The organism is Streptomyces sp. NBC_00425 (genome assembly GCF_036030735.1).
Taxonomy (GTDB): domain Bacteria; phylum Actinomycetota; class Actinomycetes; order Streptomycetales; family Streptomycetaceae; genus Streptomyces.
Genome location: NZ_CP107928.1, coordinates 4,070,773 through 4,084,088, shown reverse-complemented (window position 1 = coordinate 4,084,088; position 13,316 = coordinate 4,070,773). Strand labels below are relative to the sequence as shown.

11 protein-coding genes are annotated in these 13,316 nt (G+C 73.5%); 8 read left to right on the top strand and 3 right to left on the bottom strand.

The genetic code is table 11. The annotated features are described in order from the left end of the window. Positions 1 to 80 precede the first annotated feature (80 nt). The 3 genes from OHS82_RS17320 (at position 81) to sucD (ending at position 3,785) form a co-directional block, all read left to right on the top strand. Complete coding sequence (locus tag OHS82_RS17320) at positions 81 to 1,064, top strand: hypothetical protein (RefSeq protein ID WP_328434118.1); 984 nt, start codon at positions 81 to 83, stop codon at positions 1,062 to 1,064. Between the two features lie 633 nt (positions 1,065 to 1,697). After that, a complete protein-coding gene (gene sucC / locus OHS82_RS17315; protein WP_057584600.1) occupies positions 1,698 to 2,876 on the top strand; it encodes an ADP-forming succinate--CoA ligase subunit beta in 1,179 nt (392 codons plus the stop codon). A 21-nt stretch (positions 2,877 to 2,897) separates the two neighbouring features. Continuing rightward, complete coding sequence (gene sucD / locus OHS82_RS17310) at positions 2,898 to 3,785, top strand: succinate--CoA ligase subunit alpha (protein WP_057584599.1); 888 nt, start codon at positions 2,898 to 2,900, stop codon at positions 3,783 to 3,785. A 132-nt stretch (positions 3,786 to 3,917) separates the two neighbouring features. Here sucD and OHS82_RS17305 read toward each other — a convergent pair whose 3' ends face one another. Beyond that, positions 3,918 to 5,042 (bottom strand): RNA polymerase sigma factor, encoded by a 1,125-nt coding sequence (locus tag OHS82_RS17305; protein WP_328434117.1) that lies wholly within the window; start codon positions 5,040 to 5,042, stop codon positions 3,918 to 3,920. A 45-nt stretch (positions 5,043 to 5,087) separates the two neighbouring features. Here OHS82_RS17305 and OHS82_RS17300 point away from each other — a divergent pair, with 45 nt between their 5' ends. After that, the gene (locus tag OHS82_RS17300) at positions 5,088 to 7,103 is read left to right on the top strand and encodes a cell division protein PerM (protein WP_328434116.1); all 2,016 of its coding nucleotides are present in this window, start codon (positions 5,088 to 5,090) and stop codon (positions 7,101 to 7,103) included. 290 nt (positions 7,104 to 7,393) lie between these two features. Here OHS82_RS17300 and OHS82_RS17295 read toward each other — a convergent pair whose 3' ends face one another. Continuing rightward, positions 7,394 to 8,152 carry a hypothetical protein gene (locus tag OHS82_RS17295; protein ID WP_057584597.1) on the bottom strand — a complete coding sequence of 253 codons (759 nt, stop codon included), beginning with the start codon at positions 8,150 to 8,152 and terminating at the stop codon, positions 7,394 to 7,396. Between the two features lie 282 nt (positions 8,153 to 8,434). On the opposite strand from OHS82_RS17295, the gene purN reads away from it, so the two are divergent. Both purN and purH read left to right on the top strand, forming a co-directional pair. Next, positions 8,435 to 9,064, top strand: a complete 630-nt coding sequence (purN, locus tag OHS82_RS17290) for a phosphoribosylglycinamide formyltransferase (RefSeq protein ID WP_328434115.1) — start codon at positions 8,435 to 8,437, stop codon at positions 9,062 to 9,064. Further along, positions 9,061 to 10,644 (top strand): bifunctional phosphoribosylaminoimidazolecarboxamide formyltransferase/IMP cyclohydrolase, encoded by a 1,584-nt coding sequence (purH, locus tag OHS82_RS17285; protein WP_057584595.1) that lies wholly within the window; start codon positions 9,061 to 9,063, stop codon positions 10,642 to 10,644. The genes purN and purH overlap by 4 nt, the downstream gene beginning before the upstream one ends. 158 nt (positions 10,645 to 10,802) lie before the next feature. On the opposite strand, the gene OHS82_RS17280 is transcribed toward purH, so the two are convergent. After that, on the bottom strand, positions 10,803 to 11,408 hold the full coding sequence (locus OHS82_RS17280) for a hypothetical protein (protein ID WP_057584594.1): 606 nt from the start codon (positions 11,406 to 11,408) through the stop codon (positions 10,803 to 10,805). 279 nt (positions 11,409 to 11,687) lie between these two features. Here OHS82_RS17280 and OHS82_RS17275 point away from each other — a divergent pair, with 279 nt between their 5' ends. Beyond that, on the top strand, positions 11,688 to 12,542 hold the full coding sequence (locus OHS82_RS17275) for a bifunctional methylenetetrahydrofolate dehydrogenase/methenyltetrahydrofolate cyclohydrolase (RefSeq protein ID WP_057584593.1): 855 nt from the start codon (positions 11,688 to 11,690) through the stop codon (positions 12,540 to 12,542). Then, positions 12,532 to 13,101 carry a DUF3017 domain-containing protein gene (locus OHS82_RS17270; RefSeq protein ID WP_242433443.1) on the top strand — a complete coding sequence of 190 codons (570 nt, stop codon included), beginning with the start codon at positions 12,532 to 12,534 and terminating at the stop codon, positions 13,099 to 13,101. Before OHS82_RS17275 ends, OHS82_RS17270 begins: the two co-directional genes overlap by 11 nt. The last annotated feature ends 215 nt before the right edge of the window (positions 13,102 to 13,316 follow it).

Below are 13,316 nucleotides of genomic sequence, written 5' to 3'. Positions count from 1 at the left end.
AACAGGGGGTTGCGCGACGGCGGGACCCGCGTGCAAAGATCGGGACACGTTGCCGCCGCTCACGGGAGGAACGTCCCCTCTTGGCCTCGCCCACCGTCCCGCCTGCCGCCGTTGCGCGCGTCCTGCGCCCGGGGCCGGGGCGGCGCGTACTGCATCTCGCGCTGATGGTGGGCGGGTTGTTCGCGCTCGGGTTCCTCGGCGGGGAGCAGGCACAAGCGGCGGACGGCGCCCCGTCGACGCGGGCGACCGTGGCCGCCCGGACCACCATCGCGCGCACGACTGCCGAGACCGTGCGGTCCGTCGCCGGCGAGGCGGCCGAGGACGGCGAGGCCATGGGGGTGGTGGGCGCGAGGCCGGGCAGCCCCCGGGTGCAGGCGTCCCGCACCGCCTTGGCCTTCCTGGCCCGCCCAGCCGGCTCGGCACCTCCGGCCGTCCCGAAACCCCAGACGCACCCGGCACGCGCCGCGCACCCCGCGTCCCCCGTGCGTGCCGCGGGTGTTGGGCTTCTCGGCCTCGGTGACCTGCCGGGGCTCGGTGACCTGCCGGGGCTCGACGGCCTTGCGGGGCTCGCCGACCCCGGGGCGGTTCTTCCGCCGGACGGGCCGGGACGCGGCCTCCGGGGACAGACTCCTGCCCTCGGCTCGACGGCGACCGTGAACGCGACGGCGGAGGCCGGGGCGAGGGCAAGGGCCACGGCAGGGGCAGGGGCAGTGGCAGGTGCGGTGGCAGCGGAGGCGCGCGGAACAGGTTCCGCATCCGACGGTCTCCCCGTCCCCGTCCCCGTCCCCGTCGCCGTCCACGTCCCCGTTCCGCGTCCTCTTGCCGCCCCCGGCCCCGCCCCCGGCTCCGGCCCCGTGGTCGCGTCGGCGCGGTACGGCCCTCCCGGGGGCGCTCCGGGTGTTCCCGGCGGCGTGCTCGGCGGTGCGCCGCGGGACGCCGACGTGCACGCCGTCCTGCCGTCGCAGTACCTGCTGCCGCCGGGCCAGGCGTCCGGCCCCGCCGCACGATGCGACGCCGCCGGGACGCGGGACGGCCTCCGGGACGTGCGGGTGTTCCCCGGCTGAGTGCCGGGGGCGCACCGGCGGCCTCTCACGGTCCCGAGCCGATTCGCCCCCGCTGCCCTTCGCCCCCCCCGCTGCCCTGCGCCTCCCGCCGCGCAGCCCGCGCGGGAGGCACAGGGCCGCGCGTCTGGCGGGGCGCCTCCGCAGACCCTGCGGCCGGGGACTCGCGCCGCGGCCGGGTCGCCGCGTCCCCGAGCTCTCCGCAGCTCGCCACCCATGACTTCGTGAGGCGACGGACCACGGACGGCCGAAAGCCATCGGTCGGCTCGTCCGGGACCTCGCGGATGGGGGCGGTTGGTTCCCATTGGGGTGGGGGCCACCCGTCCTGAGCCCCTGAGGGGCTGTTCAGGGGGCCTCACCGGGTCGACCCCACCCCGGTGGGGCCCCTCCCCCCGACCTCACATGCGGCACGGGGTGCCAGTGATCCCGGCATCATGTGACAGGTATCACCGCTCAGGTGTGACCCTCGATTTAGGGGCCTCCTGCAAGCAGCGATAACCTGCGAGACGGACATGCCGCGCGCTCGGACACCGTGTGCGCCTCCCTTGTGACAGACACCGGTCGGACGTCACGTTGCCCTCGCGGCACGCCCACGCAGACAACGAACCGCGAGATCACTGATAGGGACGGAAGCGCGTGGACCTGTTCGAGTACCAGGCGAGGGACCTCTTCGCCAAGCACGATGTACCGGTGCTGGCCGGTGAAGTCATCGACACGCCTGAGGCGGCCCGCGCAGCCACCGAGCGTCTCGGTGGCAAGTCCGTCGTCAAGGCCCAGGTGAAGGTCGGCGGCCGCGGCAAGGCCGGCGGCGTCAAGCTCGCCGCCTCCGCCGACGAGGCCGTGGAGCACGCGACCAACATCCTCGGCATGGACATCAAGGGCCACACGGTCCACAAGGTGATGATCGCCGAGACGGCCCCGGAGATCCTGGAGGAGTACTACGTCTCCTTCCTCCTGGACCGTGCGAACCGCACCTTCCTCTCCATCGCGTCCGTCGAGGGCGGCATGGAGATCGAGGAGGTGGCGGAGACCCGGCCCGAGGCCGTCGCCAAGACGCCGATCGACGCCAACGAGGGTGTGACCCCCGAGAAGGCCCGCGAGATCGTCGAGGCCGCGAACTTCCCGGCCGAGGTCGCCGACAAGGTCGCGAACGTCCTGGTCACCCTGTGGAAGACCTTCGTCGAGGAGGACGCCCTTCTCGTCGAGGTGAACCCGCTGGCCAAGGTCGCCTCCGGTGACGTCATCGCCCTCGACGGCAAGGTCTCGCTGGACGAGAACGCCGAGTTCCGCCAGCCGGGGCACGAGGCCCTCCAGGACAAGGACTCGGCGAACCCGCTCGAGGCCGCGGCCAAGGAGAAGAACCTCAACTACGTCAAGCTCGACGGCGAGGTCGGCATCATCGGCAACGGCGCGGGTCTCGTCATGAGCACCCTGGACGTCGTCGCGTACGCCGGTGAGGCGCACGGTGGCGTCAAGCCCGCCAACTTCCTCGACATCGGCGGCGGCGCGTCCGCGGCCGTGATGGCGAACGGCCTGGAGATCATCCTGGGCGACCCGGACGTGAAGTCCGTGTTCGTCAACGTCTTCGGTGGCATCACCGCCTGCGACGAGGTCGCCAACGGCATCGTCCAGGCGCTGCAGCTGCTCGCGGACAGGGGCGAGGAAGTCACCAAGCCGCTCGTCGTCCGCCTCGACGGCAACAACGCCGAGCTGGGTCGCAAGATCCTCTCCGACGCCAACCACCCGCTGGTCCAGCGCGTGGACACCATGGACGGCGCGGCCGACAAGGCCGCCGAGCTCGCGGCTGCGAAGTAAGGGAAGAGGGACAGAACAGCCATGGCTATCTTCCTGAACAAGGACAGCAAGGTCATCGTCCAGGGCATGACCGGTGCCACGGGCATGAAGCACACCAAGCTCATGCTGGCGGACGGCACCAACATCGTCGGTGGCGTGAACCCCCGCAAGGCGGGCACCTCCGTCGACTTCGACGGCACCGAGATCCCGGTCTTCGGCACGGTCGCCGAGGCGATGGAGAAGACGGGCGCCAACGTGTCCGTCCTCTTCGTGCCGCCGGCCTTCGCGAAGGCCGCCGTGGTCGAGGCGATCGACGCCGAGATCCCGCTCGCGGTCGTCATCACCGAGGGCATCGCCGTCCACGACTCGGCCGCGTTCTACGCGTACGCCGGGTCCAAGGGCGACAAGACCCGGATCATCGGCCCGAACTGCCCCGGTCTCATCACCCCGGGCCAGTCGAACGCCGGCATCATCCCGGGCGACATCACGAAGCCGGGCCGCATCGGCCTGGTCTCGAAGTCCGGCACGCTGACCTACCAGATGATGTACGAGCTGCGCGACATCGGCTTCTCGTCGGCCGTCGGCATCGGTGGCGACCCGATCATCGGCACCACGCACATCGACGCGCTCGCCGCGTTCGAGGCCGACCCCGACACCGACCTGATCGTCATGATCGGTGAGATCGGCGGCGACGCCGAGGAGCGGGCCGCGGCCTTCATCAAGGACAACGTGAAGAAGCCGGTCGTCGGCTACGTCGCGGGCTTCACCGCGCCCGAGGGCAAGACCATGGGCCACGCCGGCGCCATCGTCTCCGGCTCCTCCGGCACGGCCGCCGCGAAGAAGGAGGCCCTCGAGGCCGCCGGCGTCAAGGTCGGCAAGACGCCGACCGAGACGGCGAAGCTCGCGCGCGAGATCCTCTCGGCCGGCTGAGCCGTCCGACCGCGTCACCCGGCTGACGCGTCCGGCTGAGCCTTGGCCGGTACGCGGCGGCTGAACATCGGCGGCGGGCCCGTTCCCTCAGGGGAGCGGGCCCGCCGCCTTTCTGCCGTCCTGGCCTCTGTGTCACTCGGGGCGGGGGAGCAGTCTGTCCGGGCCGTTCTGCGTCTCGGAGCGCAGTTTCGCGCGCAGCTTCAGCTGTGCGTCCGACAGCGTGCCCGGCGCGGCCCGCGGCGGGACGCCCTGCACGGTCTCGCCGGGGGGCACCGGGGGTTCGTAGCGGGTGGGGGCGGTGCGCGCGGTCAGCGCGGTCGCGCCGATGATCGCGATCGTGAACGCGATCGCCGCCCTGGTCCAGAAGCGGGCCCTCCGCTCACCGCCCAGCCGCACGGCGGGCGGCCTGGGCGCGCGCAGCCGTTCCGCGGACGCGACCTCCGCCAGCCGCCGGTGCAGCACGTCCGGGCTCGCCAGTTCCGGCAGCCGCGCGGCGACCGCCTCGCGCGCGTGCAGCAGCCGGTACGCCGCCGCGGGGGTGCTCGCCTCGGTCTCGGCGGCCGTCTCCGGCAGATCGAGCCCGACGCCGTCGTAGAGCAGGAGGGTACGGCGGTACGTCGCCGGCAGCGTCAGCAGGACGTCCAGCAGCGCGCGGTCGGGCGCCTCGGCCGGGGGCGGCTCGGGGTGCCGGTAGCGCGGGCGGAACCGGTGCCACGGGGAGAGCGCGTACTCGTACGCCGCGGCGCGCACCCAGCCGGCCGGGTCGGGGTCCACGGCCACCTCGGGCCAGCGCTGCCACGCCAGTTGAAACGCCTGTTCGACCGACTCGCGGGCGAGTTCGCGGCGCCCGGACAGCAGATAGGTCTGCCGGACGAGGGCGGGGGCGCAGAACGCGTAGAGCGCGTCGAAGGCCTGAGCGGGCGTCAAGGGGGTGGCCGGCGAACCCGGCCCGGAAGCGGGTTCCGCGCCCAGGGGTGCCGCGCCCAGGTGTTCCGGGTTCGTCGTCGGATGTGCCGTCGTCGGGGCTGCCGTCGCAGGGCCTGCCGTCGTCGGGCCTGCCTTCGTCTCGCGTGCCTTCGTCAGGCGTACCGTCACCTGACGTCGAGGCGCCGCCTCCTGGGTGTTCGTCACCTTTTCCGCCTTGTCCAGCGATGCCGGCAGTTTCGCGTACGCCTCCCGTGCGCGGCCGTGGGGCGTCGCGTCATGAAGGGCCCCTTCGACCGGAAAAGTACATAAAGCGTATATTGGGCGACACATCCGAAGTTCGCCTGTTACGACGGAAAAGCGCGTGTCGTTGGGAGCATGGCCGTCGTGATCCCGATGACCGCTCGCCGGCTTACGTTGTCGTCCCTGCTGCCCCGGATGCGCGACCGATCGCCCGCCCTGGCCGCCGGCCTCGCGGGCGGTGTGCTCGCGGCCGGACTGGGGCTCGGTTCCTTCGCCGCGCTCGTGATGGTGCTGTGGATCAGCTCCCCGTACCCCGACAGCGGGCCCAGCGGCGCGCTGCATGTCGCCGCCGCGCTGTGGCTGCTGGCCCACGGCGCGGAACTGGTGCGCGTCGACACGCTGGCCGGGGCGCCGGCGCCGGTCGGCGTCACTCCGCTGCTGCTGCTCGCGCTGCCGGTGTGGCTGGTGCGGCGGGCGGCCCGGGACGCGGTGGACGCGGGCGACGCCGACGGCGGCGCGGAGGGTTGGGCGCCGGTCAGCGCCCGCACGGTGTGGGCGGGCGTCGTGGTCGGGTATCTCGCCGTCGGCTCGGGCGCCGCCCTCTACGCCGCCGCGGGCGGCGCGCTGCGGACCTCGTGGGCGTGGGCGGCGGTGTGCGTCCCGGCGGTGGCCGTGCTGGCCGCCGGGGCGGGGGTGTGGTCGGCCTGCGGTCACCCGCGCGGACCCGTGGACGGCGTGCTGCTCGCGCTGCCGAGCGGGCTGCGGCGGCCGTTTCCCGGGACGGCGGAGCACGCCCGTCTGGCGGCCGCGGCGCGGGCGGCGGCTGCGGGTGCGGTGGTGCTCGTCGGGGGCGGGGCCCTGCTGGTGGCGTCGTCGTCGGTGTGGCACGCCGGGGCGGCCCGCGAGGCGTTTCTGCAGTTGACGGAGGGCTGGTCCGGGCGGTTCGCGGTGCTGCTGCTGTGCGTGGCGCTGGTGCCGAACGCGGCGGTGTGGGGGGCCGCGTACGCCCTCGGGCCGGGGTACCTCCTCGGTGCGGGGCACGTGGTGGCGCCGCTGTCCTCCGATCCCGCGCCGCTGCTGCCGCCCTTCCCGTTGCTGGCGGCGGTTCCCGAGGCCGGGGCCGGTACGCCGTGGAACTGGGCGGCGAGCGGGGTGCCCTTGGTGGCGGGCGTCGCGGTGGGCGTGTTCGCGGCCCGCGCGGCGACGGCCGGTGCGGCGACGGGCCGCACGGTGTCCGACGGCACCGCCGGGGCTGCTGGACCAGGTGGGTCCGGAAGGACCGCAGGGACGGGTCGGGCCGGCAGGACGACCGCGCCTGCCGGGGAGGCGGGCGAAGTCTGGTCGCGGGGGAGGACCGTCGGAGTCGTCGTGCTGGCGGGTGTGGGGTGCGCGGTGCTGATGGGAGCACTGTCGGGGCTGGCGGGCGGGCCGCTGGGGGCCTCCGTGCTGGCGCGGTTCGGGCCGGTGTGGTGGCAGGTCGGGGGTGCGGTGCTGCTGTGGGTGGTGGGGGTGGGGACGCCGGTGGGCGTGGCGGTGCGGGGGTGGCGCTGCCGGAAGAGGGGGGCGGCCGGGTGCGCCCGCGGGCTCGGGAAGGAGAAGGCCGGGAAGGCGGGGGCGCGGCGCGGCGTGGCGGCGTCGGCCGGGGTGGCGGAGGAGGAGCTGTACGACTTCCTCGTCCCCCGGGATGCCGCCCCCGGCGCGCCGCCGCACCCTTTCGCCGAGGCCGCCGACCCCTTCGCGCCGATCGAGCCGCCGTCGTACGTCGCGCCTCGGGACCCCTTCGCGCCGATCGAGCCGCCGTCGTACGTCGCGCCTCGGGACCCCTTCGCGCCGATCGAGCCGCCGTCCTACGTCGCGCCTCGGGACCCGTTCGCCCCCCTCGAACCCGTGTCGTTCCTCGAGCCCGGCGAAGCCCCCACGCCACCCGGGCGTGCCACGCCACCTCGGCCGCTCACGCCGCCCCAGCCCCCCGTGCCGCCCGCGCCCCTCGCGCCGCGCGAGCTCCGCACGCCGGGTGAGCCGCTCGCCGACGTCGGGCCGGTGGAGCCCGTCGGCCCGGCGTGGCACGGCGACTCGGCCAGGGAGGCCCGGTGGGCTGCGTTGCGGGAGGCGGGAGAAGAACGGGACGAAGGGACGGATCCGCGCCGATGACCGCCCGCCGGGCGTCTCCCCGCGGGGCCCCAGCGCACTGGGCACCCTGCGGACGCCGCCCGTGGACGGTGCTTGTGGACGTCCGCCGGGGGCCCCCGGCGGACACCCTCCGGCCGGCGTCTCCCCGCGGGCCGCGCCGACGCCTCCTGTGAGCGGCGCCCGGCGGACACCCCCGGCGGGCACCCACGCGGCGGACGCTCTCGGCCTCAGGAATGCGTCCTCACCAGCGCGTCCTCAGGAGTCCTGGCCCAGAAGTCGGTCCCCGGGGGCGCTGCCTCAGGAACCCTGTTTCAGGAGTCGGTGCCGAGGATCTTCTGCAGTTCCTTCGGGAGGAGGTCGTTGCAGGACTGCCTGGCCTCGTTGGTGAGGGCGTCGTTGGTGCAGGTGTAGTAGTCCTGGTAGACGAGGTGTGCGGTGAAGCTCGCGGCGACCAGGGCCAGTGCCAGGGAGGCGGTGACCACGCCGCTCACCGCGGCCGTCTTCTGCGGGCGGGAGCCGCTCTCCGGGCGGGAGCCGCTCTCCGGGCTGTCGGGGGACGGGGTGCGGGGCTTGGCCCGTAGGGCGCTGATGCCCCAGTTGAGGGCGAGCGCGCCGAGCAGCAGGGCCACGTACGGCCAGCCGAAGAGGACGAAGAAGAAGGCCCACATACCGCTGAGCAGCGCGTAGCGCGCGCGGCGCTGGGCGGGGTCGGTGGGGTCCCAGCGCTTGCCGCCGTTCTCCGGTCCCGGCCCGCCGTTCTCGGGCCCGCGGCCCGGGCGTTCGCCGAAGCCGCCGGGGGAGCGGCCGGGCTGCTGGTCGCTCCACTGGCTGCCCCACGGGGACTGCCCGTCCTCGGGGGCGCCGCCCGCCGGACGCCGGGGCTGCCACGGGCGGTCGGGGGCGTTCTCCGGCGGCGGGGCGAACGGGTTGTCGTCGTCGGGGGGCGTGCCGTCGCCCGACGGGGCGTCCGGAGGGGAGGTGGGGCGCTCCCGCAGCAGCACGGCGCCGCGCTCCCCTCCCTGCGGTGACTGCGGGGGGAGCGTGAGGAGTCGCAGACTGCGGTCCGGCATCAAATGAGCGTCTTCCCCTAGGAGATACGGCTGACTGGTGTGAGCTGTCGTAGGGGGAACGCACCGCACGACGACCGCGTTCCCGCTCCCCACTCCTCGCAGACGCTACCTTCCGGCCCCGCCCCCGTCCCTCGGGGGCCGCCCGGTGTGCCGGTATCGTTGCTGACGGTCGGCTCCTTCGTAGGCTTCCCCGTATCCGGGGGTGCGATGCATTCGTACGAAAGCACAAGCCCGCGCAGGTCGCCACCCTCCGTACGTGCTTCCCCGAGAAAGGGCACCGCCGTGGCCGCCAAGCCCGTGGCCAAGCGCCTCGTCGTGCTGGTCTCCGGATCCGGTACGAACCTGCAGGCGCTCCTCGACGCCATCGCCGCCGTCGGCGTCGACGCGTACGGCGCCGAGGTGGTCGCCGTCGGGGCCGACCGCGGGGCCGTGGAGGGCCTCGCCCGCGCCGAGCGGGCCGGGATTCCCACGTTCGTCTGCCGCGTCAAGGACTTCGCGGGCCGGGAGGAGTGGGACGCGGCGCTCGCCGAGGCGGTGGCCGCCCACGAGCCCGACCTCGTGGTCTCCGCCGGGTTCATGAAGATCGTCGGCAAGGAGTTCCTGGCGCGGTTCGGGGGGCGGTTCGTGAACACCCATCCCGCCCTGCTGCCCAGTTTCCCCGGGGCCCACGGGGTGCGGGACGCGCTCGCGTACGGCGCCCGGGTCACCGGCTGCACCGTCCACTTCGTCGACGACGGCGTCGACACCGGCCCGATCATCGCCCAGGGCGTGGTCGAGGTCCGGGACGAGGACGACGAGAGCGCTCTGCACGAGCGCATCAAGGAAGTCGAGCGAAGGCTGCTCGTCGAGGTCGTGGGGCGGCTCGCCCGCAACGGCTATCGCATTGAGGGACGAAAGGTAGTTATCCAGTGACCGCCGACAGCACTGTCACGGCAGAGAGCGGCAAGCGGGGCATCCGTCGCGCGCTCGTCAGCGTCTACGACAAGACCGGTCTCGAAGAGCTCGCGCGCGGGCTGCACGAAAGCGGTGTCGAGCTCGTCTCCACCGGTTCCACCGCCTCCCGCATCGCGGCCGCCGGCGTGCCCGTCACCAAGGTCGAGGAGCTGACCGGCTTCCCCGAGTGCCTGGACGGGCGGGTGAAGACGCTGCACCCCAAGGTGCACGCGGGCATCCTCGCCGACCTGCGTCTCGAGGACCACCGGCGGCAGCTGGACGAGCTGGGCGTCGCGCCGTTCGACCTGGTCGTCGTCAACCTCTACCCGTTCCGCGAGACCGTCGCCTCGGGCGCCTCCGAGGACGAGTGCGTCGAGCAGATCGACATCGGCGGGCCGTCCATGGTGCGTGCCGCCGCCAAGAACCACCCGTCGGTCGCCGTCGTCACCAGCCCCGCCCGGTACGCCGACGTCCTCGCGGCCGTGCAGGGCGGCGGCTTCGACCTCGCCGCCCGCAAGCGGCTCGCCGCGGAGGCCTTCCAGCACACCGCCGCCTACGACGTGGCGGTCGCGAGCTGGTTCGCGTCCTCCTACGCGCCGGTCGACGAGTCGCGTTTCCCCGACTTCCTCGGCGCGACCTGGGAGCGCAGGAGCACCCTGCGCTACGGCGAGAACCCGCACCAGCCGGCCGCCCTGTACGTGGACGGCAGCGGCGCCGGTCTCGCCGAGGCCGAGCAGCTGCACGGCAAGGAGATGTCGTACAACAACTACACGGACACGGATGCCGCGCACCGGGCCGCGTACGACCACACCGAGCCGGCCGTCGCCATCATCAAGCACGCCAACCCGTGCGGGATCGCCGTCGGCGCGGACGTCGCCGAGGCACACCGCAGGGCGCACGCCTGTGACCCGCTGTCGGCGTTCGGCGGAGTCATCGCCGTGAACCGGCCGGTGAGCCGGGAGATGGCGGAGCAGGTCGCGGAGATCTTCACCGAGGTCATCGTGGCGCCGGACTACGAGGAGGGGGCGCTCGAGGCCCTCACCAAGAAGAAGAACATCCGGGTGCTCAGGGCGCCGCAGGGCCCCGTGGCCCCCGTCGAGCTCAAGCCTGTCGGCGGCGGCGCGCTGCTCCAGGTCGCCGACCGGCTCCAGGCCGAGGGCGACGACCCGGCGAACTGGACGCTGGCGACCGGTGAGGCGCTGTCCGGGCCGGAGCTCGCCGAGCTCGCGTTCGCCTGGCGGGCGTGCCGGGCGGTGAAGTCCAACGCGATCCTGCTCGCCAAGGACGGCGCCTCGGTCGGCGTCGGCATGGGGCAGGTCAACCGGGTGGACTCGGCGAAGCTGGCCGTCGAGCGGGCCGGTGAGGAGCGGGCGCGCGGCTCGTACGCCGCCTCCGACGCGTTCTTCCCCTTCCCCGACGGGCTCGAGGTCCTGGTCGAGGCGGGCGTGAAGGCCGTGGTGCAGCCCGGTGGTTCGGTCCGTGACGAGCTGGTCGTCGAGGCCGCGAAGAAGGCGGGCGTGACGATGTACTTCACCGGGACGCGGCACTTCTTCCACTGAGGTCGCGGGCGCCCGGCCCTCCGGGCGCCCGATGTGGCGACGCCGCGGCCCGGAACGGGGCACGGGGCACGACAGGAGACGGGCGGTCCGGCAGCACGCCGGACCGCCCGTCTCCTTGTGTCGCGCCGTCCCCGCTCGCGGCGACACCGCGCCCGCGGTCAGTAACGCGGACGGCTGAACCAGGCTCCGCCGCTGATCATCGCGGAGAGGATGATGCCGCCGAAGGCGAGCGAGATGACGCCGCCGAAGGTGCCCGAACCGCCGGCGCCGTTCACGATGTTGGCGAGGCTGCCCAGGATCATCAGCGAGCTGTAGACGATCGTGGTGACGCGGATGCCGCCGCGGCCCGTCTTGAACTTGACGCCCAGGAAGATCGACAGGCTGCCCAGCACCAGCATCAGCAGGGCGACCCCGATGACGAGGCCGGTCGCCGCGCTGCTGTCGTCGCCGGAGCCGAACGTGTTGGACGCGTCCTGCGTGGCGCCGGCCAGGATGCCGACGACCACGCCGGCCAGGAACTGGAAGCCGGCGATGATGAAGAGCAGCACCCGGGCGGTCTTGACCAGGCCGGGCATCTCCTGCGGGACGCCGTAGCCGTACCCCTGGGGGACCGGCGGGGCCTGCGGGTAGCCGTAGCCGGGCTGGCCCTGGGGAGCGGTGGGGTAGCCGTAGCCGGGCTGCTGGGGCGGCGGGCCCTGCGGGGGGTAGCCGGGCGGCTGGCCCTGCGGCGGGCCGTAGGGGTTGTTCGGGTCGCCGAAACTCATGGCGGTCCTTCCTCCGTTGCGATCGAGTGCGGGGACGCGCGGCCTGGCTCGGAGGAAGGTTCTACAGATGCGGTTCGTCCCCCCGGTACTGCCCGCGGCACTGTGCCGTCAATCGTTCTGCAATGGCCGGTTTGTTGTCCAGCCGCATTCCGCGGCAAAGAGGATGTGTTGTGCAAGTGCAACATCAACGATCACGTCCGCACACCTGACGGCCCCGCCCGTCACCCCGTGATTCCCCCGGATTGGAACCGGGAGGCCGTCATCCGCGAGGATGGGACCATGACCGCCCAGATTCTCGATGGCAAGGCCACCGCAGCCGAGATCAAGTCCGATCTGACCGCCCGAGTGGCGGCGCTGAAGGAGAAGGGCGTGACGCCCGGACTCGGCACGATCCTCGTCGGCGCCGATCCCGGCAGCCAGAAGTACGTGGCCGGCAAACACCGTGACTGCGCCGAGGTCGGCATCGCCTCCATCCAGCGCGAACTGCCGGACACGGCAACCCAGGAGGAGATCGAGGCGGTCGTCCGCGAACTGAACGACGACCCCTCCTGCACCGGTTACATCGTGCAGCTGCCGCTGCCCAGGGGCATCGACGAGAACCGGATCCTGGAGCTGATGGACCCGGCGAAGGACGCCGACGGACTGCACCCGATGAACCTCGGCAGGCTGGTCCTGGGCGAGCCCGCCCCGCTGCCCTGCACCCCCAACGGCGTGCTCACGCTGCTGCGCCGGTACGGCGTCGAGATCAAGGGCGCGGAGGTCGTGGTCGTCGGCCGCGGCGTCACCATCGGCCGTCCGATGCCGCTGCTGCTGACCCGGCGCAGCGAGAACGCGACGGTGACGCAGTGCCACACCGGCACCCGGGACCTGTCGGCGCACCTGAAGCGGGCCGACGTCATCGTCGCCGCCGCCGGCTCCGCGCACCTGGTCCGGGCCGAGGACGTCAAGCCGGGCGCGGCCGTGCTCGACGTCGGCGTCTCCCGCAACGCGGAGGGGAAGATCGTCGGCGACGTCCACCCGGACGTCCGCGAGGTGGCCGGTTGGATCTCCCCGAACCCCGGCGGGGTGGGCCCGATGACCCGCGCCCAGCTGCTCGTCAACGTGGTCGAGGCGGCGGAACGCAGTGTCGGCTGACGGCGTCTCCGGGAAGGCCGACGACATGGACGGCATCGACGGCCGTAGCGCCGCCGGGGTCGACGGCGGGGTCGACGACGCCGTCGACCAGGGGACCGACGGCGGTGACGGCGACGACATCGAGGTGCGGGATCCGATCAGCGCGCCCGACGCCGACGGCGTGCCGCGTCGCACCACCCGCCGCTTCCCCAAGTTCACCCGGGACACCGCGCGTCCCGAGGGCGGCGGGCGGGCCGCGCCCGGCGACGCGCTGGCCGCCCGGCAGTGGCCGATCATCGTCGTGCTGGGCGTGGTCGCGCTCGGTCTGCTGGTGACCGCGCTCGACCAGTTCCGGATCGGCACGATCCTGATCGGCGTCGGACTGCTGACCGGCGCGGTCCTGCGCTGGACGCTGCCCGGCGTCGGCATGCTCGCGGTGCGCTCCCGCTTCACCGACATCGTGACCTACGGGGTGCTCGGCACGGTCATCGTCATGCTGGCGCTGATGGCGCAGCCGGAGCCGTGGCTGCAGATCCCGTTCCTCAAGGACACTCTGCACTTCACGGTCAGCAGCAGCTGACGGCACACGACCGGCGGCCCGTCCTCATCCCCCGAGAAGGACGGGCCGCCGACGGGTGCCACGTTCTCGCATCGCGAACGGCCTGTTCAACAGCTGTCCGAACGCTGTGGCACGGAAGTGACCGTTCCGCTATCGTGTGCGCGCCCCCGCCACAGCAGCCCCCGGCCGGGGAACCGACCGGCCGCCCCGCGTCGTCCCCTCAACGAACCGAAGGG